23 protein-coding genes and 1 riboswitch are annotated in these 25944 nt (G+C 64.5%); of the genes, 12 read left to right on the forward strand and 11 right to left on the reverse strand.

Annotation, left to right across the window (positions count from 1 at the left end):
* Positions 1 to 27: 27 nt before the first annotated feature.
* The 3 genes from LU688_RS03820 to LU688_RS03830 form a co-directional block, all read right to left on the reverse strand.
* Positions 28 to 612, reverse strand: a complete 585-nt coding sequence (locus LU688_RS03820; RefSeq protein WP_177182881.1) for a TMEM165/GDT1 family protein — start codon at positions 610 to 612, stop codon at positions 28 to 30.
* 90 nt (positions 613 to 702) lie between these two features.
* Positions 703 to 824: riboswitch (yybP-ykoY riboswitch) on the reverse strand.
* 38 nt (positions 825 to 862) lie between these two features.
* Positions 863 to 1861, reverse strand: coding sequence for a methyltransferase (locus LU688_RS03825; protein WP_160291177.1), 999 nt, complete (start codon positions 1859 to 1861; stop codon positions 863 to 865).
* Positions 1862 to 1905: 44 nt separating this feature from the next.
* Positions 1906 to 2871: a 2-hydroxyacid dehydrogenase gene (locus LU688_RS03830; protein WP_160291176.1), complete on the reverse strand. Its 966-nt coding sequence runs from the start codon at positions 2869 to 2871 to the stop codon at positions 1906 to 1908.
* Between the two features lie 190 nt (positions 2872 to 3061).
* On the opposite strand from LU688_RS03830, the gene LU688_RS03835 reads away from it, so the two are divergent.
* The 8 genes from LU688_RS03835 (at position 3062) to LU688_RS03870 (ending at position 15418) form a co-directional block, all read left to right on the forward strand.
* Complete coding sequence (locus LU688_RS03835) at positions 3062 to 4744, forward strand: fatty acid--CoA ligase (RefSeq protein WP_023630621.1); 1683 nt, start codon at positions 3062 to 3064, stop codon at positions 4742 to 4744.
* 330 nt (positions 4745 to 5074) lie between these two features.
* The gene (locus LU688_RS03840; protein WP_023630622.1) at positions 5075 to 6964 is read left to right on the forward strand and encodes a DUF1302 domain-containing protein; all 1890 of its coding nucleotides are present in this window, start codon (positions 5075 to 5077) and stop codon (positions 6962 to 6964) included.
* 25 nt (positions 6965 to 6989) lie between these two features.
* Entirely contained in the window at positions 6990 to 8354 is a 1365-nt protein-coding gene (locus LU688_RS03845) for a DUF1329 domain-containing protein (protein ID WP_110604431.1), read from the forward strand.
* A gap of 210 nt (positions 8355 to 8564) precedes the next feature.
* Positions 8565 to 11282, forward strand: coding sequence for a winged helix-turn-helix domain-containing protein (locus tag LU688_RS03850; RefSeq protein ID WP_038707357.1), 2718 nt, complete (start codon positions 8565 to 8567; stop codon positions 11280 to 11282).
* 310 nt (positions 11283 to 11592) lie between these two features.
* On the forward strand, positions 11593 to 13200 hold the full coding sequence (locus LU688_RS03855) for a tetratricopeptide repeat-containing response regulator (RefSeq protein ID WP_038707358.1): 1608 nt from the start codon (positions 11593 to 11595) through the stop codon (positions 13198 to 13200).
* Complete coding sequence (locus tag LU688_RS03860) at positions 13197 to 13889, forward strand: sensor histidine kinase (RefSeq protein ID WP_023631285.1); 693 nt, start codon at positions 13197 to 13199, stop codon at positions 13887 to 13889. Before LU688_RS03855 ends, LU688_RS03860 begins: the two co-directional genes overlap by 4 nt.
* Before the next feature lie 69 nt (positions 13890 to 13958).
* Positions 13959 to 14603 (forward strand): MBL fold metallo-hydrolase, encoded by a 645-nt coding sequence (locus LU688_RS03865; RefSeq protein WP_094010284.1) that lies wholly within the window; start codon positions 13959 to 13961, stop codon positions 14601 to 14603.
* Between the two features lie 95 nt (positions 14604 to 14698).
* Entirely contained in the window at positions 14699 to 15418 is a 720-nt protein-coding gene (locus tag LU688_RS03870; protein WP_023631281.1) for a YiaD family glycine zipper/OmpA-like lipoprotein, read from the forward strand.
* A 48-nt stretch (positions 15419 to 15466) separates the two neighbouring features.
* On the opposite strand, the gene LU688_RS03875 is transcribed toward LU688_RS03870, so the two are convergent.
* The 4 genes from LU688_RS03875 to LU688_RS03890 are packed head-to-tail and all read right to left on the reverse strand — an operon-like array spanning position 15467 to position 19636.
* A complete protein-coding gene (locus LU688_RS03875; RefSeq protein ID WP_094010283.1) occupies positions 15467 to 16591 on the reverse strand; it encodes an agmatine deiminase family protein in 1125 nt (374 codons plus the stop codon).
* 4 nt (positions 16592 to 16595) lie between these two features.
* Positions 16596 to 17690 carry an extracellular solute-binding protein gene (locus LU688_RS03880; protein WP_232888037.1) on the reverse strand — a complete coding sequence of 365 codons (1095 nt, stop codon included), beginning with the start codon at positions 17688 to 17690 and terminating at the stop codon, positions 16596 to 16598.
* A gap of 3 nt (positions 17691 to 17693) precedes the next feature.
* Positions 17694 to 18590: an N-carbamoylputrescine amidase gene (gene aguB, locus LU688_RS03885; RefSeq protein ID WP_038707359.1), complete on the reverse strand. Its 897-nt coding sequence runs from the start codon at positions 18588 to 18590 to the stop codon at positions 17694 to 17696.
* Positions 18587 to 19636, reverse strand: coding sequence for an agmatine deiminase family protein (locus LU688_RS03890; RefSeq protein WP_094010281.1), 1050 nt, complete (start codon positions 19634 to 19636; stop codon positions 18587 to 18589). Before LU688_RS03890 ends, aguB begins: the two co-directional genes overlap by 4 nt.
* A 134-nt stretch (positions 19637 to 19770) precedes the next feature.
* Here LU688_RS03890 and LU688_RS03895 point away from each other — a divergent pair, with 134 nt between their 5' ends.
* From LU688_RS03895 to LU688_RS03910, 4 genes are all read left to right on the forward strand, one after another.
* A complete protein-coding gene (locus tag LU688_RS03895) occupies positions 19771 to 20622 on the forward strand; it encodes a LysR substrate-binding domain-containing protein (RefSeq protein ID WP_094010280.1) in 852 nt (283 codons plus the stop codon).
* A 150-nt stretch (positions 20623 to 20772) separates the two neighbouring features.
* On the forward strand, positions 20773 to 21972 hold the full coding sequence (gene fabV, locus LU688_RS03900) for an enoyl-ACP reductase FabV (RefSeq protein ID WP_094010279.1): 1200 nt from the start codon (positions 20773 to 20775) through the stop codon (positions 21970 to 21972).
* 167 nt (positions 21973 to 22139) lie between these two features.
* Entirely contained in the window at positions 22140 to 22826 is a 687-nt protein-coding gene (locus tag LU688_RS03905; RefSeq protein ID WP_023630526.1) for a GNAT family N-acetyltransferase, read from the forward strand.
* Between the two features lie 97 nt (positions 22827 to 22923).
* Positions 22924 to 23832, forward strand: coding sequence for an alpha/beta hydrolase family protein (locus LU688_RS03910; protein WP_094010278.1), 909 nt, complete (start codon positions 22924 to 22926; stop codon positions 23830 to 23832).
* Between the two features lie 36 nt (positions 23833 to 23868).
* Here LU688_RS03910 and LU688_RS03915 read toward each other — a convergent pair whose 3' ends face one another.
* The 4 genes from LU688_RS03915 to LU688_RS03930 all read right to left on the reverse strand — a co-directional run bounded on the left by LU688_RS03915 (position 23869) and on the right by LU688_RS03930 (position 25852).
* Positions 23869 to 24210, reverse strand: a complete 342-nt coding sequence (locus tag LU688_RS03915) for a HopJ type III effector protein (protein ID WP_023630528.1) — start codon at positions 24208 to 24210, stop codon at positions 23869 to 23871.
* Positions 24203 to 24499: a DUF1244 domain-containing protein gene (locus LU688_RS03920; RefSeq protein ID WP_023630529.1), complete on the reverse strand. Its 297-nt coding sequence runs from the start codon at positions 24497 to 24499 to the stop codon at positions 24203 to 24205. Before LU688_RS03920 ends, LU688_RS03915 begins: the two co-directional genes overlap by 8 nt.
* Before the next feature lie 11 nt (positions 24500 to 24510).
* The gene (gene folM, locus LU688_RS03925) at positions 24511 to 25203 is read right to left on the reverse strand and encodes a dihydromonapterin reductase (RefSeq protein WP_023630530.1); all 693 of its coding nucleotides are present in this window, start codon (positions 25201 to 25203) and stop codon (positions 24511 to 24513) included.
* 76 nt (positions 25204 to 25279) lie between these two features.
* Entirely contained in the window at positions 25280 to 25852 is a 573-nt protein-coding gene (locus LU688_RS03930; RefSeq protein WP_104444512.1) for a putative antibiotic biosynthesis monooxygenase, read from the reverse strand.
* Positions 25853 to 25944 lie beyond the last annotated feature (92 nt).

Raw genomic sequence — 25944 nt, forward strand, 5'->3', positions numbered from 1 at the left:
AGAGCGAAAGCAAGCCCGCATCTACGGTCAGCCTATCCAGCCACTGGTCTTCATCGCCGAATACACCGCGACGATGGCCAGCACCACGAACGCGGTCGCCGCCAGGCGACGGATCAGCGTCAGCGGCAGTTTCTCCGCCGCGAAGTTGCCTGCCAGCACCACCGGCACGTTGGCGATCAGCATGCCCAGGGTGGTGCCGATGATCACCATGATCAGGTGCGGATACTGGGCGGCCAGCATCACCGTCGCCACTTGGGTCTTGTCGCCGATTTCGGCGAGGAAGAACGCGATCAGCGTGGTCACGAATGGCCCGAACCGTCGTGCGCTGCTGGTTTCTTCATCGTCCATCTTGTCCGGCACCAGGGTCCACAACGCGGTGGCGGTGAAGCTCGCGGCGAGGATCCAGTGCAATACCGACTCGGTGAAGAAGCTGCTGACCCAGGCGCCGACCGCGCCAGCGGCGGCATGGTTGGCCAGCGTCGCGGCGACGATCCCGGCAATGATCGGCCAGGGCTTGCGGAAACGGGCCGCGAGGATGAGCGCGAGCAGTTGCGTCTTGTCGCCGATTTCGGCAAGCGCGACGATCGCGGTGGGGACGAGCAATGATTCCAGCATCAGGATTCCTACGGGGGCGGGTCGACACGGCTATGACACGTACGACCTCCCCGCCCCGGGTAAGGTGTGCGTGTCATAGGTCTTGTCAAACCCTGGACCTGTCTGCGCAGATCGTGGGTCGCACGCGCCATGGCCTGTGGGCCAAGTGTGTTGACGCGTACCGGGCGAGCTGAGTGCTCGCGGGAGACTACTCCCCTAGGACGGAGCGGATTCTGCCTAGACGAATCGCTTTCGGCAAGCCCTGTTTTTATCCATGTGTTGCGCGGTAGATGCGAAAACCTTGTGCTTCGGCACGGATCTCACAGTTGCCCAGGGCACCTTCGATGAGCGGTTGGTAACGAAGGAAACTGTTGGCTACCAAACGGATTTCACCGCCTTTTCGCAGATGTCCCCTGGATTTTTTCAGCAGGTTTTCCGAGGCGTGATAGTCGGTATGTACACCGGTATGGAACGGCGGATTGCTCAGGATTACGTCCAGGTCGGTGGGGGCCGCATCGATCCCGTCACCGCTGATCACCTCGCCTTCCAGACCATTGGCGGCCAGAGTCAGGCGACTGGCCGCGACCGCAAAGGCGTCGACATCGAGCAAGGTGACCTGGCTCTGCGGATAGCGACGCTTGATCGTGGCCCCGAGCACCCCGGCACCACAGCCGAAGTCCAGGACATGACCGCTCGGCAGGCCGTCGAGGTGTTCCAGGAGCAGGGCCGTGCCTTTGTCCAGGCGCCCGTGGCTGAACACGCCGGGCAGGCTGATCACCTGCAGCGGGCCATCTTCGAGGGGCAGTTCAAAGCGTTCGGCCAGGCTTTCCAGAGGCTTGGCCTCGGGCGCGTTGTCCACGGTCACCTGCCATAGCTGGCAGTGGCGGGCGCTGTCGAGCTTGCGTGGCCGGCCGAAGGCCTGCAATTGCTTGGCCGCGCTCTCGACGCCACCGCGTTTCTCCCCCACCAGGTACAGCGTGCGACCGGCAAGGCGCGAGGCCAGGGCGTTGAGCAGGTAGGCCGCCAGCTCGCGTGACTTGGGCAGGAACAGCACGGCGGCGTCGAAGGCTACCTCGGGCACTTCGACACCGTAGTGGCTGCGCCCGGCGAAGCGGCTCTCGAGCACGGCCTGGTCGCCGGCATGCCAGGTCCAGCCGTGGGCCCCAGGCAACTGGCCGAGCAGGCCATCGGCCTGGGCGCCGGCGACCAGCAGCGGGCCTTGGAACAGCTCTGCCTGGCGGAGCAACACTTCACTGCGCGGGTCCATGGACGACGCCTCCTGAAAAAGTGGCGCAGTGTACCAGAGGCGGGTCAGCCGACCACGCGCCGCGGCTGCCCGGTGAAGTAGGCCTGGGCGTTCTCGGCCAGCTGGCCGACGATGCGCTGGCGCGACTCCACCGCGCCCCAGGCACTGTGCGGGGTGATGATCAGGCGGGGGATGTCCGCCGCCAGCAGCGGGTTGCCGTTGACCGGCGGTTCGACGCTCAGCACATCGGTAGCTGCGCCACCCAGGTGGCCGCCGCGCAGGGCGTCGGCCAGGGCCTGTTCGTCGATCAGCCCGCCGCGGGCGGTGTTGACCACCAGCGCGCCGGGCTTGAGCAGCGCCAGCTCGCGGGCACCGATCATGTGCCGGGTCTGCTCGTTGAGCGGGCAGTGCAGGGTCAGGGCATCGACCTGTGGCAGCAATTCGTGCAGTGGCAGGCGATCGGCCCGGGGTGGCCGGCCGGGGATCTGCCCGCTCAGCACGCGCATGCCGAAGGCCTCGGCCAGTCGCGCCACCGCGCCGCCCAGTTCGCCATGGCCGAGCAGGCCGAGGGTCTTGCCCTCCAGCTCGACGATTGGGAAATCCAGCAGGCAGAACTGGCTGGCCTTGGCCCATTGCCCGGCCTTCACCGCCTGGTCGTAGTCGCACAGGCGCGTGGCCAGGGCCAGCAGCAGGGCCAGGGTGTGCTGGGCCACCGACGGCGTGCCGTAGCCCTGGCAGTTGCTCACGGTGACGCCCTGAGCACGGGCGGCGGCCAGGTCGACATTGTTGGTGCCGGTGGCGGCCACCAGGATCAGCTTGAGTTGCGGGTTGGCGGCCAGCGTGGCGGCATCGAGCATCACTTTGTTGCTGATGACGGCCACGGCACCTTGCAGGCGTTCGGCGACCTGGTCCGGGTGGGTCGTGGCATGCAGTTGCAACGTGTCGAACTGGGCATGCAAGGGTGAAAGGTCGAGGTCACCCAGGTCCAGTGACTGGTGATCGAGAAACACGGCGCGACGTGGGCTGGACATCAGGGGCTCCGGTGGCAGGGCAGGATGGGCTCGGCGCAGTGTCCGGCCCGGCGCCGCCGCTCGTCAACGGTCGCGCCTGCGCTCATACCCGCACGGCACAAATCATTCCTTCGGCTGATTTGACCGCTGCGTCACCGAACTACAGTTGTTGCCTGAACTGTCCTGCCCGCTTTGAAGAAAAGGGATACCCATGTTGCAGACGCGCATCATCCAGCCCGCCGAGGGCGCCTACCAGTACCCACTTCTGATCAAGCGCCTGCTGATGTCCGGCGGCCGTTACGAAAAGACCCGCGAGATCGTCTACCGCGACCAGATCCGCCTAACCTACCCGCAACTGAGCGAGCGCATCGCCCGCCTGGCCAACGTGCTGACCGAGGCAGGGGTGAAGGCCGGCGATACCGTGGCAGTGATGGACTGGGACAGCCACCGCTACCTGGAGTGCATGTTCGCCATCCCGATGATCGGCGCCGTGGTGCACACCATCAACGTGCGCCTGTCGCCGGAGCAGATCCTCTACACCATGAACCACGCCGAAGACCGCTTCGTGCTGGTCAACAGTGATTTCATCGGCCTCTACCAGGCCATCGCCGGGCAACTGACCACGGTGCAAGGTACCGTGTTGCTGACCGATGGGCCGGACAAGTCTGCCGACCTGCCGGGCCTGCAAGGCGAGTACGAGCAGCTTTTGGCCGCGGCGAGCCCGCATTATGACTTCCCCGATTTCGATGAAAACTCGGTGGCCACCACCTTCTACACCACCGGCACCACGGGCAACCCCAAGGGCGTCTACTTCACCCATCGCCAGCTGGTGCTGCATACCTTGGCCGAAACCTCGGTCCTCGGCAGTCTGGACAGCGTGAGGCTGCTGAGCAGCAACGATGTCTACATGCCGATCACGCCGATGTTCCATGTGCACGCCTGGGGCATCCCCTACGCGGCGACCATGATGGGGATCAAGCAGGTCTATCCGGGGCGCTATGAGCCGGACATGCTGATCAGGCTGTGGCGTGAGGAGAAGGTGACTTTCTCCCACTGCGTGCCGACCATCCTGCAGATGCTGCTCAACTGCCCCTCGGCAGCCGGCCAGGATTTCGGTGGCTGGAAGATCATCATCGGCGGCAGCGCGCTCAACCGCGCCCTGTACCAGGCCGCACTGGCCCGTGGTATCCAGCTCACCGCCGCCTACGGCATGTCTGAAACCTGCCCGCTGATCAGCGCCGCGCACCTGAACGACGAGTTGCAGGCCGGAAGCGAGGACGAACGTACCAGCTACCGGATCAAGGCCGGCGTACCGGTGCCCTTGGTCGAAGCCGCCATCGTCGATGGCAATGGCAACTTCCTGCCCGCCGATGGCGAAACCCAAGGCGAGCTGGTGCTGCGTGCGCCCTGGCTGACCATGGGCTACTTCCGCGAGCCGGAGAAGGGCGAGGAACTCTGGCAGGGTGGCTGGCTGCACACTGGCGATGTCGCCACGCTCGATGGCATGGGCTTCATCGATATTCGCGACCGCATCAAGGATGTGATCAAGACCGGTGGCGAATGGATCTCGTCGCTCGACCTGGAAGACTTGGTCAGCCGCCACCCAGCGGTGCGCGAGGTCGCGGTGGTCGGGGTGCCCGATCCGCAGTGGGGCGAGCGCCCGTTCGCGTTGCTGGTGGTGCGCGAGGGGCAGAGTATCGATGCACGTGCGCTCAAGGAGCACCTCAAGCCTTTCGTCGAGCAGGGGCACATCAACAAGTGGGCGATTCCCAGCCAGATCGCCCTTGTTACTGAAATTCCCAAGACCAGCGTCGGCAAGCTCGACAAGAAGCGCATCCGCGTGGATATCAGCCAGTGGCAGGCCAGTAACAGCGCATTCCTTTCCACCCTGTAACCCAGGCGGGGGTCGCGCTTTGTCGGCGCGACCCCGCAGGCTAGACAGTATGCCGCCTTGTCAAACAGCAGAATTGAGCCATGCTTGAGCACTGCCAGCGCGCAGGCCGGCCGATCGGGGTGGGCCGCAAGCAGGACGCGCAAATCACACTTTAGAGGGATCAAGCACCTGTGACCGCTGGCTATAGTCGGGTCAGGGGATTTTCAGGAATGGGGGAGGGCGCCGCACGGCAACGCGCGGCGTCACGGGCAGGAGCCTGCTTCACCAGGCGCTCGAGCCGTTTCTGAAAGGACTCACTGCCATAACAAAAAAGTACATGGAGTAGCGTCGATGACATCTGCAAACCCGTTCTGGCGCCGGGCGAAACTGCCCCTGGCCGTCAGCCTCGCTTCCACGCTCGCAAGTCCTGCTTTCGCGGTCAGCTTCAACATCGGTGAAATCGAAGGCCAGTTCGACTCGTCGCTCTCCGTTGGCGCCAGCTGGTCGACGGCCAACCCGAACAAGAACCTCATCGGGGTCAACAACGGCGGCAAAGGCTTGTCGCAAACCTCCGACGACGGCCACCTGAACTTCAAGAAAGGCGAGACGTTCTCGAAGATCTTCAAGGGCATCCACGACCTCGAGCTCAAGTACGGCGATACGGGCGTGTTCGTCCGCGGCAAGTATTGGTACGACTTCGAGCTCAAGGACGAAGGCCGCGAGTTCAAGGACATCAGCGACTCCAACCGCAAGGAGGGCGCCAAGTCCTCCGGTGCCGAACTGCTCGACGCCTTCGTCTATCACAACTACTCCATCGCCGACCTGCCGGGCTCGGTGCGCCTGGGCAAGCAGGTGGTGAGCTGGGGGGAGAGCACCTTCATCGGTGGCGGCATCAACTCGATCAACCCGATCGATGTGTCCGCATTCCGCCGTCCGGGTTCCGAGATCAAGGAAGGCTTGATCCCGGTCAACATGTTCTACATCTCCCAGAGCCTCACCGACAACCTGTCGGCCGAAGCGTTCTACCAGATCGAATGGGACCAGACGGTCGTCGACAACTGCGGCACGTTCTTCTCGCAGCCCGACATCATTGCCGACGGCTGCACCGACAACCTGCGCGTGTTGAACAGCAGCCGTACTCTCAATGCCTTGCCGGCGGTAGCTCGGGGCGTACTCGCGGCCAACAATGTCAACTACAACGAGGAAGGCGTGCTGGTACGCCGCGGTGCTGACCGGGATGCCCGTGACAGTGGTCAGTGGGGCCTGGCGTTCCGCTACATGTACGAGCCGCTGGACACCGAGTTCGGCGCCTACTTCATGAACTACCACAGCCGGGCACCGATCTTCAGCGCCACCGGCGCCTCGCCTGCTGCCTTCGCCCGCGCCCGTGCGCTGGCGACCGGCCCATTGGCGGGGCTTGCGCCCCTGGTCGTGGCCGGCAACTCGCAGTACTTCGTCGAATACCCCGAAGACATTCGTCTCTACGGCCTCAGCTTCTCCACCACCCTGCCCACCGGTACCGCCTGGAGCGGCGAGATCAGCTACCGTCCTAACGCGCCTGTGCAATTGAACAGTACGGACATCCTGTTTGCCGGTGTCAAACCGCTGGGCGGTCCGTTGTTCGGCAATGCTTCGGTACTCAACGGCCAGCCGGGGGAAGACCTTCACGGTTACAAACGCAAGGAGATCACCCAGTTCCAGACCACTTTCACTCACTTCTTCGATCAGGTCATGGGTGCCAGCCGCATGACACTTGTCGGTGAAGTCGGCGTCACCCATGTGGGTGGTCTGGAGAGCCGTGACAAGGCCCGCTATGGCCGCGACCCGGTCTATGGTCCAGGTGATCTGCCAGGCAATGCCTGCCGCCTGCTCAATACCAGCACCATCGGTGGTTCAGGCCTGGGCAGCTCTACCGCCAACCTGACCCGCAATTGCGAGGGAGACGGTTTCACCACCAGCACCTCCTGGGGTTACCGCGCACGCGCCATCTGGGACTACAACGACGTCTTCGCTGGGGTCAACCTCAAGCCCAGCGTGGCCTGGTCCCATGACGTCTCGGGTTACTCGCCTGGCCCTGGCGGCAACTTCGAGGAAGGGCGCAAGGCCGTCAGCCTGGGCCTGGACGCCGAGTACCAGAACACCTACACGGCGAGCCTGTCGTACACCAACTTCTTCGATGGCAAGTACACCACCGTGGATGACCGCGACTTCGTCGCGCTCAGCTTCGGCGTGAACTTCTAAGAACATTGATCCAGGACGACAAAGAATGAAAATGACCACACGTCTGCTGCAAGCCGGTGTACTGGGCATGTCCCTGCTGGCAACCAGCGTCATGGCTGCGGTTTCCGCTGACGAGGCCGCCAAGCTGGGCGCGTCGCTCACCCCGATGGGCGCCGAGAAGGCCGGTAACGCCGATGGTTCCATCGGGCCGTGGGAGCCGCTGTCCAAGAGCGTCGGCAGTGCCGACGCCAAAGGCTTCCTCTCCGACCCTTACGCCAGCGAAAAACCGCTGTTCACCATCACCGCGCAGAACGTCGACCAGTACAAGGACAAGCTTTCGCCTGGCCAGGTGGCGATGCTCAAGCGTTACCCGGATACCTACAAGATTCCGGTGTACAAGACTCACCGCGGCTCCACGGTGCCGGACGATGTCTTCGCCGCCATCAAGGAAAACGCCACCAAGACCACCCTGGTCGGAGGTGGCAACGGCCTGGAGAACTTCAAGACAGCCGTACCGTTCCCGATTCCCAAGGATGGCGTGGAGGTGATCTGGAACCACATCACCCGCTACCGTGGCGGCAGCGTGACCCGCCTGGTCACCCAGGCCACCCCGCAGCAGAACGGCTCCTACAGCCTGGTGTACTTCCAGGACCAGTTCGTCTTCCGCGACAAGATGAAGGACTACGATCCGGCCAACCCCGGCAACATCCTGTTCTACTTCAAGCAGGAAGTGACCGCTCCGGCGCGTCTGGCCGGGACCGTGCTGCTGGTCCACGAAACCCTTGACCAGGTCAAGGAACCGCGCAAGGCCTGGATCTACAACGCCGGCCAGCGTCGTGTGCGCCAGGCGCCGCAAGTGTCGTACGACGGCCCGGGTACCGCCGCCGACGGCCTGCGCACCTCCGACAACCTGGACATGTACAACGGCGCGCCAGACCGTTACGACTGGAAGCTCGAAGGCAAGAAGGAGATGTACATCGCCTCCAACGCCTATAAGCTGGACGATCCGAAGCTCAAGTACAGCGACATCATCAAGGCCGGGCATATCAACCAGGACCTGTCGCGTTACGAGCTGCGTCGCGTCTGGCACGTGGTCGCCACGCTCAAGCCGGGCCAGCGCCACATCTATGCCAAGCGTGACTTCTATATCGACGAGGACACCTGGCAGGCCGCGGTGATCGACCAGTATGACGGCCGCAACCAGCTGTGGCGTGTTTCCGAGGCTCACGCCCAGCCGTATTACAACGTGCAGGTGCCGTGGTACACCCTCGAAGCCATCTACGACCTGCAGTCGGGTCGCTACCTGGCGCTGGGCATGAAGAACGAAGAGAAGCGCGCCTACGACTTCGGCTTCAGCGCCAGCAAGGCTGACTTCCAGCCAGCGGCATTGCGCCAGGCGGGTGTGCGTTGAGCCGTTGAACGCAAACTCCGTTTGATCTCCCAGAACGCCCCGGCTTGCCGGGGCGTTTCTGTTCCAGGGGTGTCCGTCCATCAGCATTGTTTCTTTTTGTTGTAGTCTTTTTCGCTCGATGCGTTTCCATCATCTTCAAATGCGCCGCGTTTGCCGCTAGTCTCGCAACCATCCGTACTGCCGCATTACTCCAATCAGAACGAGCCGGCCATGACAGATTTGTCCCGTACGCATGGAGTCGCCAGCCAGGCCCTGGGCCTGCTGGACGGGCGTTTCTTCCGTCCACCCCTGCCGGAGGCTCACGTCCCCCGAGCGCGCTTGTGCCAGCGCTTGCAAGGCGGGCTGGGCGGGCGTCTGCTGTTGGTGAACGCACCGGCCGGGTTCGGCAAGAGCTCGCTCGCCATCGAATTCTGCCAGGAGTTGCCCGGCCATTGGCGCAGCCTCTGGCTAGGGTTGAGCCAGCGCGATGCCGACCCGGGCCGCTTTCTCGAGCGCCTGCTCGAAGGGCTGCAGCAGTTCTGCCCGGCGCTCGGCGGGCAGGCCATGGGCCTTTTGAAAATGCGCCAGCGTCATCAGCCCTTCGCCTTCGAGGAATGGCTCGATGGCCTGCTTGATGAGCTCGCGCTCTATCTGCAGCCGGACACCCCCCTGCTGCTGGTCCTGGATGACTACCATCTGGCCCAGGGCCCGGTGCTCGATCGATGCCTGCAGTTCTTCCTCAATCACCTGCCTGCCGGGCTGGTCCTGCTGGTCACCAGCCGTCAGCGGCCCGACTGGCATTTGGCACGCCTGCGCCTGTCGCGCCAGCTGGTCGAGCTCAACGAGCAGGACTTGCGCCTGACTGCCGATGAAGCGTTGGCGGTGATTGGTCGTCAGCCTACCGGTCTGCGCGGCCAGGCCTTGGATAATCTGATCCAGCGCAGCGACGGCTGGGTGGCCGGGCTGCGTTTCTGGCAGCTGGCGGCCAGCGAATCCGGCGATGACAACGCCTTGCCCCAGGCACTGCATGGCGGCGAGGGACTTATTCGTGACTACCTGCTCGAGGAGGTGATCGAAATCCTGCCGGCGCCCGTGCAGGCGTTTCTCTACGACACCGCCTGCCAGGAGCGTTTCTGCGCCGAACTGTGCGATGCCCTGCGTGAGCGGCACGACAGTGCCGAGATCCTGCGCTACCTGCAGGCCCACCAGGTGTTCCTGGTGCCGCTGGATGAGCATGGGCTGTGGTTCCGCTATCACCATCTGTTTTCCGACCTGTTGCGCAGCCGGCAGGCCAGTGGCCCCCAGGCGGGGTTGCACTTGCGTGCCTGCCGCTGGTTCGAGGGGCAGGGCCTGCTGGACGAAGCGGTGGAGCAGGCCCTGCGGGCCGGCCACCTGGATGTGGCGGCGGACCTGGTGCAAAGCCTGTCGGAGGAGCAACTGCTCGCCGAGCAGAATGTCGGCATGCTGCTGCGCTGGAAAATGGATCTGCCCGACAGCCTGCTGATCAGCACGCCCAGGTTGATTGTCCTGTACAGTTGGGCCCTGGGGCTTGCCTGCCAGTTGGACGCCGCCGAGGAACTGGCGGCCTACCTGAGCCGTTTCCTGCCCGCGCCTTCGGCCACGGCGCAAAAATCGATGCTCGCCCAGTGGCTGGCCTTGAGCGGGGTCATCGCCCGCGGCCGTGGTGATCGCGAGCGAACCCTCGCCTATTGTGGCGAGGCGTTGCAGAGCTTGCCGAGCAAACGTTATGGGCAGCGCCTGGTGTGCCTGTCGACCTTGTCGAACCTGGCCATCGCCGATGGCGATTTCTGGCGGGCGCGGGGCTGGAACCGAGAAGCGCTCGAGTTGGCGCAACGGGTCGGCAACCCGCTGTTCGAGGCACTGGCCCATTACGACCGGGCGCGGGTGCTGCACGCTCGAGGCGAGATACTGCGGGCACTGGATGAAGTGCGCCAGGGGCTGCAAAGGTTGCAAGGCCTGTCGGGCCAACGCCTGTATGCGGTGCGCGCCCGCCTCACTTTGTACGAAGGCTACCTGTTGGCCACCCGCCTGCACTGTGCCCCGGGCCGTGCGCGTTTGCGCGCCGGGCTCAGCGAGGCGCGGAGCTGTCGCGATATCAGTGTCCTGATCGGGCATTGCGTGATCGCGTCGCTCGATGGGCGCGAAGGGCGGTTCGCCGAGGCATTCTCCGAGCTGGCCGAGGCCGAGCGGCTGATGCATATCTGGGATGTGCCGCCGATCTTCTACCTGGCCATGATTACCCTGGTGAAGTGCGAGCTCTGGTTGGCCCAGGGACGTACGGACCTGGCGGAGTCGTGGCTGTTGCGCCTGGGGCAGACCTACGGTGGCGAGCAGCCTGCCGCCGCGCCGGAGTTCCACCCCTTGTTGCCGCTGCATATCGAGTTGCAGCAAGCGTTGCTGGAGCGGGTGCTGGCCCGTGTCGACGATGCCGAAGCGAGGCTGCACAGGCTGATCGAGCGCGGGCAGGCCAGCGCTGGCATGACGCTGATGGTCAGCGCGCAGTGCCAGTTGATCGCATTGCTGTTGGCCCAGGGGCGTGAGCCCGAGGCGGCCAAGCTGCTTGCGCAGGCACTGGAGGCTGCGCAGGGAGGTGCGTTGCAGGCATTCCAGCGCTTGATCGAGGAGCAGCCGCAATGGCTGCGCGAGCAGTTGGCCGGCCGTGCCGCCTGCCCCGTGCAGCGCGATCTGCTGACGCACCTGCCGCAAGCCCTCGTCGCCAGCACCTGCACCACCGAGGCCCTGAGCAGCCGCGAGTTCGCCGTGCTGGAGCTTATCGCCCAAGGTTGTTCGAACCAGCAGATCAGCGAGCGGCTGTTCATTTCCCTGCACACGGTCAAGACCCACGCCAGTCATATCAACAGCAAGCTGGGTGTGGAACGGCGTACCCAGGCGGTGGCCAGGGCCAAGTCCCTCGGGTTGCTCGTCTAGTGTCCTGTCTCGGAAATAAGCTGTTCACTTTTGGCGGCGTCTTGGGCGCCCGGCCCGCGTTGCCACTCCTCGCCAGAGCACTGCTATGACTCGTCGCGGCGCCTTGGCCGAACACCCAAGCCACTCGCCAAAAGAGAACGTATTTTTGAGACAGGACACTAGTGATCTGCGGCATGGGCGGCCGTTAACATAGCGGCACAAGGCTATCGCCGTTCCGGGCTCATCTTTCCCGATCCGCTGCCGATACACTTTTCGGCGATACGCATCGCCGTGCGCCACTTCCCCACTTCTTCCAATACAGGTCGTGTTGATGCTGCAGTATGGGCAAAAAAGCTTTCTGATCGTCGACGACTTTACCGACTTCCGCACCTCGACCCGCTCGATGCTTCGCGAGCTGGGCGTACGTGACGTGGACACCGCCGACAGTGGCGAACAGGCGCTGCGCATGTGCGGGCAGAAACGCTACGACTTCATCCTCCAGGATTTCCACCTGGGCGATGGCAAGAAGAATGGCCAGCAGGTGCTCGAGGACCTGATTCTCGACAAGCTCATCAGCCATGAGTGCGTGTTCATCATGGTCACGGCCGAGAGCAGCCAGGCCATCGTGCTCAGCGCCATCGAGCACGAACCCGACGCCTACCTGACCAAGCCCTTCAACCGTGTGGGCCTGGCCCAGCGTCTGGAGAAACTGACCCAGCGCAAGACCTTGCTAAAGCCCATTCTCCAGGCCCTGGATCGCAGCCGCCCGGCCGAGGTACTCGCCGCCTGCGCCGAGCTGTGCAAGAAAGACCCGCGGTTCGCCCCGTTGTGCCTGCGCTATCGCGCCGACGCCCTGCGCGACCTCAATCGCTTTGATGAGCTGGAGAAGTTCCTCAAGAATATCCTGGCCAGCCGCCCGCAACCCTGGGCCTACGCGGCGCTCGGCAGCCTGTTGCACAAGCGTGGCCAGAACGCCCAGGCCCAGGGCGTCTACGAGCAAGCCCTCAAGGCCTTCCCGATCATGCCCAACCTGTACGATGGCATGGCTGATGTGCTGGTGGCCCAGGGCGAAACCAAGCGCGCCCAGCACATGCTCGAGGAGGCCGTGCGCCTGTCGCCACTCGCCGTGCGCCGCCAGGCCGCGCTGGGCAAGCTGGCGCTGGATAACGCCGACTTCGAAAGCGCGTCCAAGGCCTATCGCCATGCGGTCAACCAGGGACAGAGCTCGCGCTACAAAGACGCCGAAAGCAATCTCGGCCTGGTCCAGGCGCTGATGAGCAAGAACACCGGCAACGGTCTCGATGCGCGCACCCGGGTGGAAATCAACACCGTGCTCAGCGAGGTGGCCAAGGAGAACGTCGAGGACCAGGGCCTGCAGGTGCGCGCCCGCCTGATGAAGGCTGCCAGCCTGCAGCAGGCCGGAGACCCGGATACCGCCGCCAAGCTCACCGAGCAGGCCATGCTGCGCCTGGAAAAAATGGATCAGTTTTTCTCCGTCGAGGCGGCGCTGACGGTGGCCAAGCAATTGCAGCAACTTGGTCAGGACGCGGCGGGCACCTCTATCCTCAAGGGCTGCGTGGAAACCTACGGGGACGACCCCAAGGTCATGCAGAGCGTCGCCAAACTCACCGACGACCCGCTGGTGCTGGGAGCGGTGACCGAAGCCGTGGACCTCAACCGTCAGGGCGTGCGCAGCTACCAGGGTGGCCAGCTCAACGAGGCGCTGGGCATGTTCCGCAAGGCGCTTTCGCTGCAGCCGAAGAACATCAGTATCGCCCTGAACACCGCCCAGGCCCTGCTGCGCATCGGCGGCGAGACGCCACCGCCGGCGTTGATGCAGGAGTGCCGCGACTGTCTTACCAGCGTGGCCGGCATTCCCGCCAGCGACAGCCGCTACGACCGTTATCGCAAACTGCACATCCGGGTCTTTGGCGCATGAACCAGGACAACCAGGGGCTGGATTTTTCCACGGTGATCGCCTCCACCGTGCACGACCTGAAGAACTCCCTTTCGGCACTGACCCACGCACACAGCCAATGGCTGGCGCGCCTGCCCGAGGAGCTGCGCGGCGGTACCGAGCAGGGCGTGGTGGAGCACGAGCTCAGCCACCTGAACGGCATGCTGGTGCAGTTGCTGGGGCTCTACAAGCTGGGCGTCAACCAGTTGCCCATCTGCCCGGACTACCACGAGCTGGACGACTTCATCGAGGCCCAACTGGCGGCCCAGGAAGATGTGATCAAGCATCGCGACATCCTCGCAACCTGGCGCATCGAGACCGAAAGCCCGTTGGGTTTCTTCGACCGTGAACTGGTCGCCTCGGTGGTGGCCAACGTCCTCACCAACGCCATCCGCTATGCCGGCCACGCCTTGTTGATCAGCATCGAGGAAGAGGGCGAGCAGCTGGTGATCAGCGTCAACGACGACGGCGCCGGTTATCCACAGCGTATGCTCGAACGCCAGCATGACTACGTGCAGGGCATCGATTCGCAGAGTGGCAGTACTGGATTGGGGCTGTATTTCGCGGCGCGGATTGCCGCGTTGCACGAGCGCAATGGCGTGCGCGGGCGGATCGAGATCGCCAATGGCGGGACGCTGGGGGGCGGGTTGTTCCGGTTGTATCTGCCTTGATTTGGTGAGAGGCAAGCTGGACCATGGTCATATTTGCTCTCTCTATCGACTGTACCGAGTTCCAGAACGATGAACCCATTGCCCGTTAGCCTCATCCGCGAAACCTTCCCCGTCGGCCCCTTGCAGTGCAACTGCACCTTGATCGGTGACCCGGTCAGCAAGCACGCCATCGTCGTCGACCCGGGCGGGGACGAGCAGAAGATCCTCGCCCGCCTGCAGCATCATAGCCTGACCCTGGTGAGCATCATCCACACTCACGCGCACTTCGACCATTTCCTCGCCTCGGGCAGGCTCAAGGAGCTGACCGGCGCCACGCTGCACCTGCACAAGGCCGACCAGCCGCTGTGGGAAAACCTGGAAATGCAGTGCCAGATGTTCGGCGTGCCCTATACGCCGGTACCGTCGCCGGACCAATGGCTGAGCGACGATGAGGCGCTGGCCTGCGGCTGCGGCGTGGCGTTGCACACCCCCGGGCACACGCCGGGCTCGATGAGTTTCTGGTTCGCTGAGCACAAGTTGCTGATCGCCGGCGATACCTTGTTCCGCCGTGGTGTCGGACGCACCGATTTGTGGGGAGGCGATCAGCGGGCTATCGTTCGTTCCATCAAGGAACGGCTGTACCGCCTGGATGAGGACGCCATCGTGGTGACCGGCCATGGCCCGGACACCCGCCTCGGCGACGAGATGCGCGAGAACCCCTTCGTGCGCGCCTGAGGTTTCATGGAATTTTTCCGCTGCGCTGCAATCCAAGGCTGGCATAGATCCGTAGTCGATCCGCTGCACTTTCGAATTTCAGTAGGAGCTTGTCCATGTTCACCATGCGTCGTCTGATTATCGTCGCTACCGCCGCCGCGCTGATGTCTGGTTGTGCCAGCCCCAACCCGTACGACAGCCAGGGCCAGGCGCAGGGCTCCACAGGGATGAGCAAGACCGCCAAATATGGTGGCCTGGGCGCGCTGGCCGGCGCCATCGCCGGTGCCGCCATCGACCACAACAACCGTGGCAAGGGGGCGTTGATCGGTGCCGCCGCGGTCGGTGCCGCCGCTGCCGGTTACGGTTACTACGCCGACAAGCAGGAAGCCGAGCTGCGGGCGCAGATGGCCAATACCGGCGTCGAAGTGCAGCGCCAGGGTGACCAGATCAAACTGATCATGCCGGGCAACATCACCTTCGCCACCGATTCGGCGAACATTGCCCCAAGCTTCTACTCGCCGCTGAACAACCTGGCCAACTCGTTCAAGCAGTTCAACCAGAACACCATCGAAGTGGTGGGCTTCACCGACAGCACCGGCAGCCGCCAGCACAACATGGACCTGTCGCAGCGCCGCGCCCAGGCAGTCAGCACCTACCTGACCTCCCAGGGCGTGGATTCGTCGCGGGTCAGCGTGCGTGGCATGGGCCCGGACCAGCCGATCGCCAGCAACGCCGATGCCAACGGCCGTGCGCAGAACCGTCGGGTCGAGGTCAACCTGAAGCCGATCCCGGGCCAGCAGTATGACCAGCAAGGGACCGTGCAGCAGTATCCATAAGCGCCGGATTGGCGATGCCGGGGCTGCGCGCCAGCCCCGGCAATTGCGCTAGATCGCCGGGCACTGGTTGGTCACGCAGTGAATCCCGCCCCCTCCCGCCGCAATGGCGTCGATGTCCAACTGCACCACCTTGCGCCCCGGGTACAGCTTCACCAGCAACGCCCGCGCCTGCTCATCGGCACTGCGGTCGCCGAACTGCGGGGCGATCACCGCTCCGTTGATCACGAAATAATTGATGTACCCCGCCGCGAAATCCGGATTGTCCTCGTTGAACTTGCTGCGCCTTGGTTTCAAGGGCGGCGACATCGTATGCACTTGTAGCTTGCGCCCGTCGGCATCGGTGGCGTTGCGCAGGATCTCGAGGTGCTTGAGTGTCACCTCGTGGTCGTAGGAGTCCGGATCGTTGTCCAGGTTCGCCACCACCACGCCGGGCGCGGCAAAGCGAGCATAGAAGTCCACGTGGGCATCAGTGATGTCCTTGCCCTTGATGCCCGGCAGCCAGATGATCTTGCGCAGCCCCAGCCGCTCCTTCAGTTCCGCCTCGATCTGGGCCTTGCTCCAGCTGGGGTTGCGGTTGCTGTTGATCCAGCTGCTCTCGGTCATGATCCCGGTGCCATGGCCGTCCACTTCGATACCGCCGCCTTCGCCCACCAGCTCGCTGCGCTGGTACTGGGCACCAGCCAACTTTGCAACGCGGGCTGCGAGCTTGGCGTCATGGCGGTGTTGCTGCTTGCCGCCCCAGCCATTGAAGTTGAAGTCCACGGCGCCCAGCGCGCCATCGTCATCGACCACGAAGTTGGCGCCGATGTCGCGCATCCAGATGTCGTCCAGCTCGGTCTCGACGTAGGTGATGTTGTGGCTGCCGCATTCCTCCTCGGCAATGTCGCGTTCGCTGGCGCGGCAGAACACTGTCACCGGCTGGTAGGCAGCGATGGCGCGGGCGATGCGCCCGAGGGCAGCCTGGACGTCTTCGGTGAAGTCTTCCCAGATGGCGTCCTGGGCGCCGAAGGCGATGTAGGCGCGCTGGTGCGGCTCACCCTCGTCGGGCATGAACCAGCGGCCTGCTTCGCTGGCGCGGGCGCTGCCGCTGGCGAAGGGTAGGCCGAAGCCGGCGGCGGCACCGAGGCCGGCGACGACGCTCATGTGTTGGAGGAAAGTGCGGCGAGTGGGCATGGGGTCAGTCCTGTGCGGTCTTGAAACGGGTCCAGACACGCATGCGCGCGCGCATGTCGGCCTGGGGGATGTCCTTGCCCGGGATCAAGCGGGTGAAGGTGGCATCGCTGAGGTAGATGTCCGGGTTGTCACGCAGGCGCGCGTCCACCTGCGACCGGGCCTTGGCACTGGCAGTGGGGTAGCCGGTGAAGTTGCTGATCGCGGCCATGTTCTCCGGGCGCATGACGAAGTTGATGAAACGATAGGCGTACTCCGGGTGCTTGGCATCGGCGGGGATAGCCATGGTTTCCATCCACACCGTGGTGCCTTCGCGAGGCACGCGGTACTGGAAGTCGATGGCCTTGCCCGCGGCCTCGGCGGTGCGCTGGGCCTGGATCACGTCGCCGCTGTAGCCCAGCGACAGGCAGGTGTTGCCATTGACCAGCTCGGTGACCGGTTGTGACTGAAGCTTGCGCACGTACGGGCGGATGCCCTTGAGCAGCTCGCTGGCGGCGGCCAGGTCTTCACGCTTGGCGCTGCGCGGTTCGCGGCCCAGGTAGTGAAGCACCACGGCCAGCACTTCGTCGGGCGAGTCGATCATCGAGATGCCGCAGTCGGCGAACTTGGCCGCCAGCTCCGGCTTGAACAGCAGGTCGAGGCTGTCGAGCGGGGCGCCGGGCATGCGCTCGCGGATCTTCTTCGCGTCCATGGTCAGGCCGATGGTGCCCCAGGTGTAGGGCACGGTGGCCTGGCTGGCCTTGGGGTAGCGGTCGTGCAACTGGCGCAGGCCAGGCTCTATATCATCGAGCGCGCTCAGCTGCTTGCGATCCAGGGGCCGCAGGCTGCCGGCGCGCATCAGCCGTTCGGCCACGGTGTCGCCAGGGAAGACCAGGTCGTAGCCGCTGCGCCCGGACATCAGTTTGGCCTCGAGCACCTCGCTTCCGTCCATGACGTCGTAGATCACCGGGATGCGGGTTTCGGCGGTAAAGCGCTTGAGGGTGTCTTCGGCAAAATAGTCGGCCCAGTTGTACAGGCGCAGGGCGTCCTGTTCGGCCTGGGCAATACCGGCACAGGCCAGCAGGGCGGCGATGGCGAGCAGTTTCGATGGACGGCTTGGCATGGTTCAGGCCCTCGCAGTCGGTGGGGTACGGCCGTCAAGGGTCAGCAGCGGCGCATACATGTCGGGGCGGCGGTCGCGGTAGATGCCCCAGCTCAGGCGGTCTTCGCGCATGCGCGCCAGGTCCAGGTCGTGCAGCCAGACGCCGCTGTTGTCGCGGTCGGCCTCTTGCAGCATCGCGCCCTTGTGGTCGCAGATGAACGACGAGCCGTAGAAGCGCATGCTCAGGCTGTCGTCGCTGCGCGCCACTTCATGGCCGACGCGGTTGGCGGCCACCACTGGCAGCAGGTTGGCGGCGGCATGGCCACGCATGGCCATCTGCCAATGGTCGCGTGAATCCAGTTCGGCGGCGCCAGGCTCCGAGCCGATGGCAGTGGGGAACAGCAGCACTTCGGCGCCCATCAGCGCCAGGCAGCGGGCCGTCTCGGGGAACCACTGGTCCCAGCAGATGCCGATGCCCAGGCGACCGAAGGCTGTGTCCCAGACCTTGAAGCCGGTGTCGCCGGGGCTGAAGTATTCCTTTTCCTGGTAGCCGATGGCGTTGGGGATGTGGGTCTTGCGATACACACCCAACAGGCGCCCGTCGGCATCGGCCACGGTCAGCGAGTTGAAGAAGGCGTTGCCGGCCCGTTCGTACCAGCTGAGCGGGAGCACCACGCCCAGTTCCTTGGCCAGCGCGGCGAAGCGCTTGAGCAGCGGGCTGTCGTGGTAGTCCTGGGCCAGGGCCTGGTGGCTGTGGCACTGCTCGATGCAGAAGTACGGGGTGGCGAACAGCTCCTGCAACAGGATCACCTGGGCACCCTTGGCAGCGGCCTGGCGCACCAGTTGTTCGGCGTGGTCGAGGTTGGCGGGCAGGTCCCAGCTGCAGGCCATCTGCGTGGTGGCGATGCGCAGCGTGCTCATGGGCGCGCTCCTTGCCAGGCCGGCTGCTGCTGGGTGATGCAATGGATGCCGCCACCGCCGTGGGCGATATGGTCGATGCGCACCGGTACCACTTCGCGACCGGGGAAGGCCAGGGCCAGTTGCTGCGCCGCGGCCTGGTCGGCGTCGATGCCATAGGCCGGCATGATCACCGCGCCGTTGGCCAGGTAGAAGTTGGTGTACGAGGCGCAGAACACCTCGGCTTCGGTGTCCACGGCCGCGGTGGCCTCGAACAGCTCGAGCAGTTCGAACGAACGGCCCTGGGCGTCCGTGGCCAGTTCCAGCGCGCGGCGGTTTTCGCGGGCCACTTCGGCATACACCGAGCCATGGTCGTGGGTGGCGTCCACCAGTAGCACGCCGGGGCGGGCGAAGGCGCAAACGCCATCGACGTGACCGTCGGTCATGTCGCCGGTGACGTACTGCGGGTCGCCCGGCAGCCAGATGGTCTTGCGGATGCCCAGCAGGCGGGCGAAGCAATCCTCGAAGTCAGCCTTGCTCAGGCCCGGGTTGCGGTTGGGGTTGAGCAGCACCGATTCGGTGGTGATCAGGGTGCCTTCACCGTCCACATGGATGGCGCCGCCTTCGTTGCACAGCGGAGTGCTCAGGCCTTCCAGGCCAAGGTGGTCGAGGATGCGCCGGGCCAGGCTGCGGTCCTTGCCGTGATCGGACTTGCCGCCCCAGGCGTTGAAACGCCAGCTCAGGCCCGCCACGCCGTGTTGCGGGTGGGTCAGGAAGGTCGGGCCGCTGTCGCGGCACCAGCTGTCGTCCACGGCCAGCTCGACCAGCTCGATACCGGCGCCGCACAGTTCGCGGGCGATGGCCATGGCCGACGGATCGACCACCATCTTCACCGGCTCGAAGCGGGCGATGGCGGAGGCCACTCGGGCGTAGTCGCGCTGCACGTCGGCCAGGGTCACGCCCCAGCCCGACTCCCACAGAGGTTGGTTGTGCGGCCAGATCATCCAGGTGGCGGCGTGGCGGGCCCATTCGGCGGGCATGCGCCAGCCGCTGTCGAGGGACAGGGTCATAGTGAACTCCGATCTATTAGGGATTGTTATCAACGAAGCCCGCCGTCGCGGGTGTTGTTGTCCATGTTATGACTGGGAATCCAGGGCGACAAACGATAGATTTAGCGTATTTCTGATCAGTCAGGCTTATCAGCATGCTCAAGCATTGGCCCCCGCTCAACGCCCTGCGCGGCTTCGAAGCCGCTGCCCGGCTGGGCAGCTTCCACAAGGCCGCCGAGGCCCTGAACCTCACCCAGTCGGCAATCAGTCAGCAGATCCGCAGCCTGGAGGGCTACCTGGAACAGCCGCTGTTCCACCGCAGTGGCCGTAGCGTCAGCCTGACCGACGCCGGGCACGATCTGCTCAGCACCACTCAGGCCTTGTTGCAGCAACTGGCGGTGGGCATCCGCCGCCTGGAGCAGTACCGCAAGCCCAACCAACTGGTGGTCAACACCACCCCGGCGTTCGCCCGGCACTGGTTGCTGCCGCGCCTGGCGGACTTCCACCAGCGCTGCCCAGACGTGGACCTGTGGCTGTTCACCAGCTTCGAGGTGCCGGACATGGCCAGCGAGACCATCGACCTGGCGATCCGCGACGATATCGGCGCCCAGGCCGAATGCAGCTTTACCGTGCTGCACCAGGACCAGCTGTATCCGGCGTGCCGTCCGGACCTGCCCGAGCAGGGGCGGACCACCCTGCATGGCGAGCGGGAGATGGACTGGAGCCATTGGCAACTGGAGGGCGGGGAGGACGTGGGGCAGCAAGGCAAGGGGCTGAACTTCTCCGACCCGGGGTTGCTGCTGGAGGCGGCGGGCGAGGGGCTGGGGATCGCCCTGGTCAGTCAGTTGCTGGCGCGGCGGATGGTCGACGAAGGGCGCCTGCGGCCCTTGTCGGTACAGCGCGTGCGCGGGCCGGTGTGGAGCTGCCTAGTGCATTGGGAAAGCCAGGAGGATCCGTTTGCGCGGCAGTTCCTGGGATGGTTGAAGGCGGCGCTGGCGCAGGTATAGCGTTTATCAGAGCCGCTGCGATTTTTCATTGCTCCGATCACCCCGTAATATGTGTCGGATGACTTGCGAGGGTAGTCTCACCCTCTAGATCAAACGGCAGCACCCCGAATCCGGGCGCTGCCCCAGCCTAAACCTGACGAGGTACAGACATTGGCCATCATTCATCCCAAGGTTCGCGGTTTCATCTGCACCACGACTCACCCCAAGGGCTGCGAGCTCAACGTCCGTGACCAGATCGAAGCCACCCGCAAGCTGGGCGTGCGCGAGGATGGTCCGAAGAAAGTCCTGGTGATCGGTGCCTCCAGCGGCTACGGCCTGGCCGCCCGTATCACTGCGGCGTTCGGTTTCAAGGCCGATACCCTGGGCGTGTTCTTCGAAAAGCCGGGCACCGAGACCAAGGCCGGCACCGCTGGCTGGTACAACGCCGCCGCCTTCGACAAGTTCGCCAAGGCCGAAGGCCTGTACAGCAAGTCGATCAACGGTGACGCCTTCTCCGACGAAGCCCGCGCCAAGGTCATCGAGCTGATCAAGAACGAAATGGGCGGCCAGGTCGACCTGGTCATCTACTCCCTGGCCTCACCGGTGCGCAAGCTGCCGCAGACCGGTGAAGTGATCCGCTCGGCCCTGAAGCCGATCGGCCAGCCGTACAAGTCGACCGCCATCGACACCAACAAGGACACCATCATCGAGGCCAGCATCGAACCGGCCACCGAGCAGGAAATCGCCGATACCGTCACCGTGATGGGTGGCCAGGACTGGGAATTGTGGATCGACGCCCTGAATGCCGCCGGTGTTCTGGCGCCACAAGCCCGTACCGTGGCCTTCAGCTACATCGGCTCCGACATCACCTGGCCGATCTACTGGGACGGCGCGCTGGGCAAGGCCAAGCAGGACCTGGACGAAACCGCCCAGCGCCTGGCCGGCAAAGTGGGTGGCAGTGCCAACGTGGCCGTGCTCAAGTCCGTGGTTACCCAGGCCAGCTCGGCCATCCCGGTGATGCCGCTGTACCTGTCGATGGTGTTCAAGATCATGCAGGAGAAGGGTATCCACGAAGGTACCCAGCACCAGCTGGATCGCATGTTCCGTGACCGCATGTACCGCGCCGATGGCGCCCCGGCGGCGCTGGACGAGAAGGGCCGTCTGCGTCTGGACGACTGGGAGCTGCGTGATGACGTGCAGAACGCCTGCCGTGAGATGTGGCCTAAAGTGACCACCGAGAACCTGTTCGAGCTGACCGACTACGCCGGTTACAAGAAGCAGTTCCTCAACCTGTTCGGCTTCGAGCGTGCTGACGTCAACTACGACGAAGACGTGGCCACCGACGTACGGTTCGACTGCGTCGAGCTGTAAGCAAGTCCTTGACCGCGCAGCCGTTCATGACGGCTGCGCGGTTCCCGCCGACGACTTGTTAATATTCTGAAACAAATCCCTCGCTGGCCCTTTGCCATGGCCACCCTCCGCCTGATCTATACACCAGCTATTGGCCTGGCAATTTCGCTGGCGCCGAGGAGGGAGCAATGGGTGTACTGCAAAAACTACAAGAACGCATCCGCCAGAAGGGCCTCAAGCGCACCTTCAAGACTTTTTTCGAGCGCTACGTGTTTTTCCATTGGGAACTGCTGTGGATGGAGCGCGACCTGATCAGTCCGGTGCCGCCGCACAGCCTCAAGGCGCATGCGCCGGTCACCCTGGCGCAGATCACCACGGCCAATGCCGATGCCTTCGCCCGACATTTCGGCGACCGTGTCGAGACCATGCGCGAGCTGGCCGCCGAGGGCCATACCGGGCACATGTACCTGGATGAGCAGGGCGATGCCGTGGCATTCATCTGGGCCAGCGTGGTCGATTACCACGACAAGCATTACTATGGTTGCACCTTCCCGGTGAAACCCGGCGAGTTCTTCGAGTTCGGCGGCGAGATGACCCGGCCGTACTTTGGCAGCGAGTTGTCGGTGACAGCCCAGGTCGAGCTGTGGAACACCATGCGCGAGAAGGGCTGCCACAAGGTGGTGGACGTGGTGGAGACCCACAACGTGCCAGCAATGAAACTGCACCTGCGCATGGGCTACCACGAGCAGGGCCGGGTGATGCATGTGTACGGCCTGTTCGGTCGCTGGAAGCTGTTCCGCGAAACCCGCTACCACGGCTCGCGCCTGGCGGTGCTGCGCAAGCCGGGCGTGGCGCGGGCGCTGCCGACCACCTGAGCCTGTCCCGCGATTACAGGCAAGGTTTTTTTTGCTAGCGTTGGCGCACGACAACAGCCCGTCCGCCAGCATGGCGCGACGCCGCAGGGAGCGCGCCATGAGCAGCCTTACCCAACCCTCCTGTGCCTTTCGTCATGTCGCCGCCGACGGCTATGGCCTCGGCGGATTTCGCTGGCGCCACGCTAAGCCCGATCCCCTGCGTCCCCTGGTGATCATCAATGCCGCCACTTCGGTGCGTTGCCGCTATTACTCGCGTTTCGCCGACTACCTGTTCGCCCAGGGCTTTGACGTGCTCACCTACGATTATCGCGGTATCGGCGAGTCGCGCCCGGCCACGCTGCGCGGTTTCCAGGCGTCCTGGAGCGACTGGGGCCGGCTGGACTTCGAAGCGATGTTGCAACTGGCCGCCGCCGAGCATCCGGGCCAGCCGATGCATGTGGTCGGCCACAGCTTCGGCGGCTGGGCGCTCGGGCTGGCGCCGTCGGCGGGGCAGGTGCGCCATGCACTGCTGGTGGGCGCGCAGTTCGCCTATTGGCGCGATTATGCGCCGGAGCAGCGTTGGCAGCTGTTCGGCAAATGGCACGTGGTGATGCCGCTGTTGACCCGGATGTTCGGCTATTTCCCCGGCAAGCGCCTGGGCTGGCTGGAGGATACCCCGGCCGGCGTGGTACGCGATTGGGTTGCCCGTACGCCGCGTTACGAGCAGCGGCCCAGTGGGCGTCTACTGTCGGCGACGCCATTTGCCCAGGTACAGGCGGCGACCCTGGCCATCAGCCTGACTGACGATCCGTTCGGCACGGTGGCGGCCACTGAACGATTGTTGGGGTACCTGCAAACGGGCGAGCGGCGGCATCTGCGGGTGGCGCCTGTGGATATCTCGGTCGGGGAGATCGGGCACTTCGCGTTCTTTCACGATCGGTTTCGTGAAAGTCTGTGGCCGATTGCGCTGGAGTGGTTGCACAAGGGGCGCCTTGAGGCTGGAACACCAGGCCGGCTCATCAGTTGATGTCCGGTTGGGGCCGCACAGCGGCCCCATCTGCTATCAGCCCAGGCGCGCAAGTGGCTGGGTGGTGAACTTCACCCCGGCCAGCCCATGCTTGATCAGCGCACGGATATTGCCATGGTCGCTGCCCTCGGGCGTGGCGACCACGCTGCGGTAGTGCTCACCGAAGGCCAGCAGTGCCTCCTGGTCGCTCAACCCTTCGAGCAGCGCCAGGCCCAGGGTCTTGCACGAACCTTCGTTCTGCCCGGCGGCGTTGTGCACGTCGCCATTGTCGAAGGCCTGGGGCTGGTAGCTGTAGTTCGCGGCGATGAAGGCCAGGGTGTCGGCAAAAACGTGTTCGCCGCTGGCGAGGCTGCTGCGCAGGGTATTCAGGTCAGTCACGCGGTTTTCCTTGTTCGAACGCCGCTTTCTGCTCGGCGCTGGCTTCGTTCTGGTATTGGGCTTTCCAATCGGCATAGGGCATGCCGTACACCTGCTCGCGGGCATCGTCCAGGCTCAGCTCGATCTGGCGATCATCGGCGGCGGCCTTGAGCCACTTGGACAGGCAGTTGCGGCAGAAGCCGGAAAGGTTCATCAGGTCGATGTTCTGCACGTCGGTACGTTTTTGCAGGTGGTCGACCAGGCGCCGGAACGCGGCGGCTTCGAGTTCGAGCTGTTGTTGCGGGGTCATGGGCGATCTCTTCAGGTCATGCGGTTCTTCAGATGGCGGCCACCGTTGATGACCACCTGGCTGCCGGTGCTGTACTGGCTTTGCAGCAGGAACAGCACGGCGTCGATCAACGGGCGGGCGCCGGGTTCGAATTCGAGCAGGGCCTTTTTCAGCGTCTGCTCGCGGTACTGCTCGTCGCCGCCTTCCTTGAGGATCAGCAGGCCAGGCAGGATACCGTTGACCCGCACCTTGGGCGCGTATTTTTCGGCGAACGACAGCACCATGTTCTGCAGCGCGGCCTTCGTCGCGGCATAGCCGATGTGGCTCTTGCTGCCGCGCGAGGAGGTCTCGTCGCAGATGTGGATGATGTCGGCTTTGTCCACCTTGTCCAGCAGCTCGCCGAGGGCGAGGTTGAGGTGGTAGGGCGCCTCGACGTGCAGGCGGAACATGGTGTCGAGGTTGTCCAGGCCATCGTCGAGCCACAGCGAGGCGTTATGGATGATCGCACGCAGGCCGTCGTACTCGCGTTGCAGGTACTCGATCAGGGCCTGGCGGTCTTCGCTGCGGGTCAGGTCGGCCTGGAACTGCCGGATGTTCGGGTGGGCAGCCTGCCCCTGCAAGGTGCGGCTGGCGCTGACCACCGTATGGCCGGCCTGGGCTAGCTCCATGGCCAGGGCCAGGCCGACGCGCTGGCTGGCGCCGGTGATGAGGATTGGGCTGTTCATGTTCGGGCGGTCTGTTCGTCTGTCCGTGCGTGATGCCCCAGCATACCCGAACTGCACGGCCTTGCGAGCCCGTGCCTCAGCGGCTGCGCAGCCCCTGGGAACGCTCGGTGGCGGCGCGTGGCGTGGCGTTGAGCCAGCCGGCCAGCAACCGGGTGGACAGAGGGATGAACAGGTACACCATCAATGGCGTCAGGGCCAGGGTACTGAGCAGCACTCGAGGCAGCAGGTCGAGTGGCGCCAGCCAGTGGCCGAACAGCAGGTTGAACAGTAGCGAAACCGGAAAGAACGCCAGCCAGATGGCCGTTGCCTGCTTCCAGCGCGGTGGTTTTTGCACTGTATTGGTGCCGAACCAGTCGTCGATACCGCTCACGCGCCTCTCTTTGGGGCGCTCGAACAGGCCGTTGCCGCGTTCCAGCCAGGCCCTGCGCGAGGCGGAATGCTCCCAGGCGTGCATGGTCTGTTCGCTGGCGAAGCGGAAGATGATCTGGAATTCGTCGCCCTCGCTCGGCGGGGCGAGGATGCCCGAGCCCAGGTAGCCGGGAAAGTCGTTGGCCAGTTGTTCGCCTTCGTGCAGCCAGGCCAGCAGGTCCTGGTAGCGGCCGCAGGCGGCGCGGCGCGACACCATCAAGGTGACGGGTGGGGTAGACATCGTGTATCTCCTGGCGACGGGGCTGGCGGGTAGCCGGCCCCTGGCTTGCGGCCCGGGGTGATGGGCGGCGCAGGCGGGCTTGCAAGAATCGG

The organism is Pseudomonas soli, from assembly GCF_021283165.2.
Taxonomy (GTDB): domain Bacteria; phylum Pseudomonadota; class Gammaproteobacteria; order Pseudomonadales; family Pseudomonadaceae; genus Aquipseudomonas; species Aquipseudomonas soli.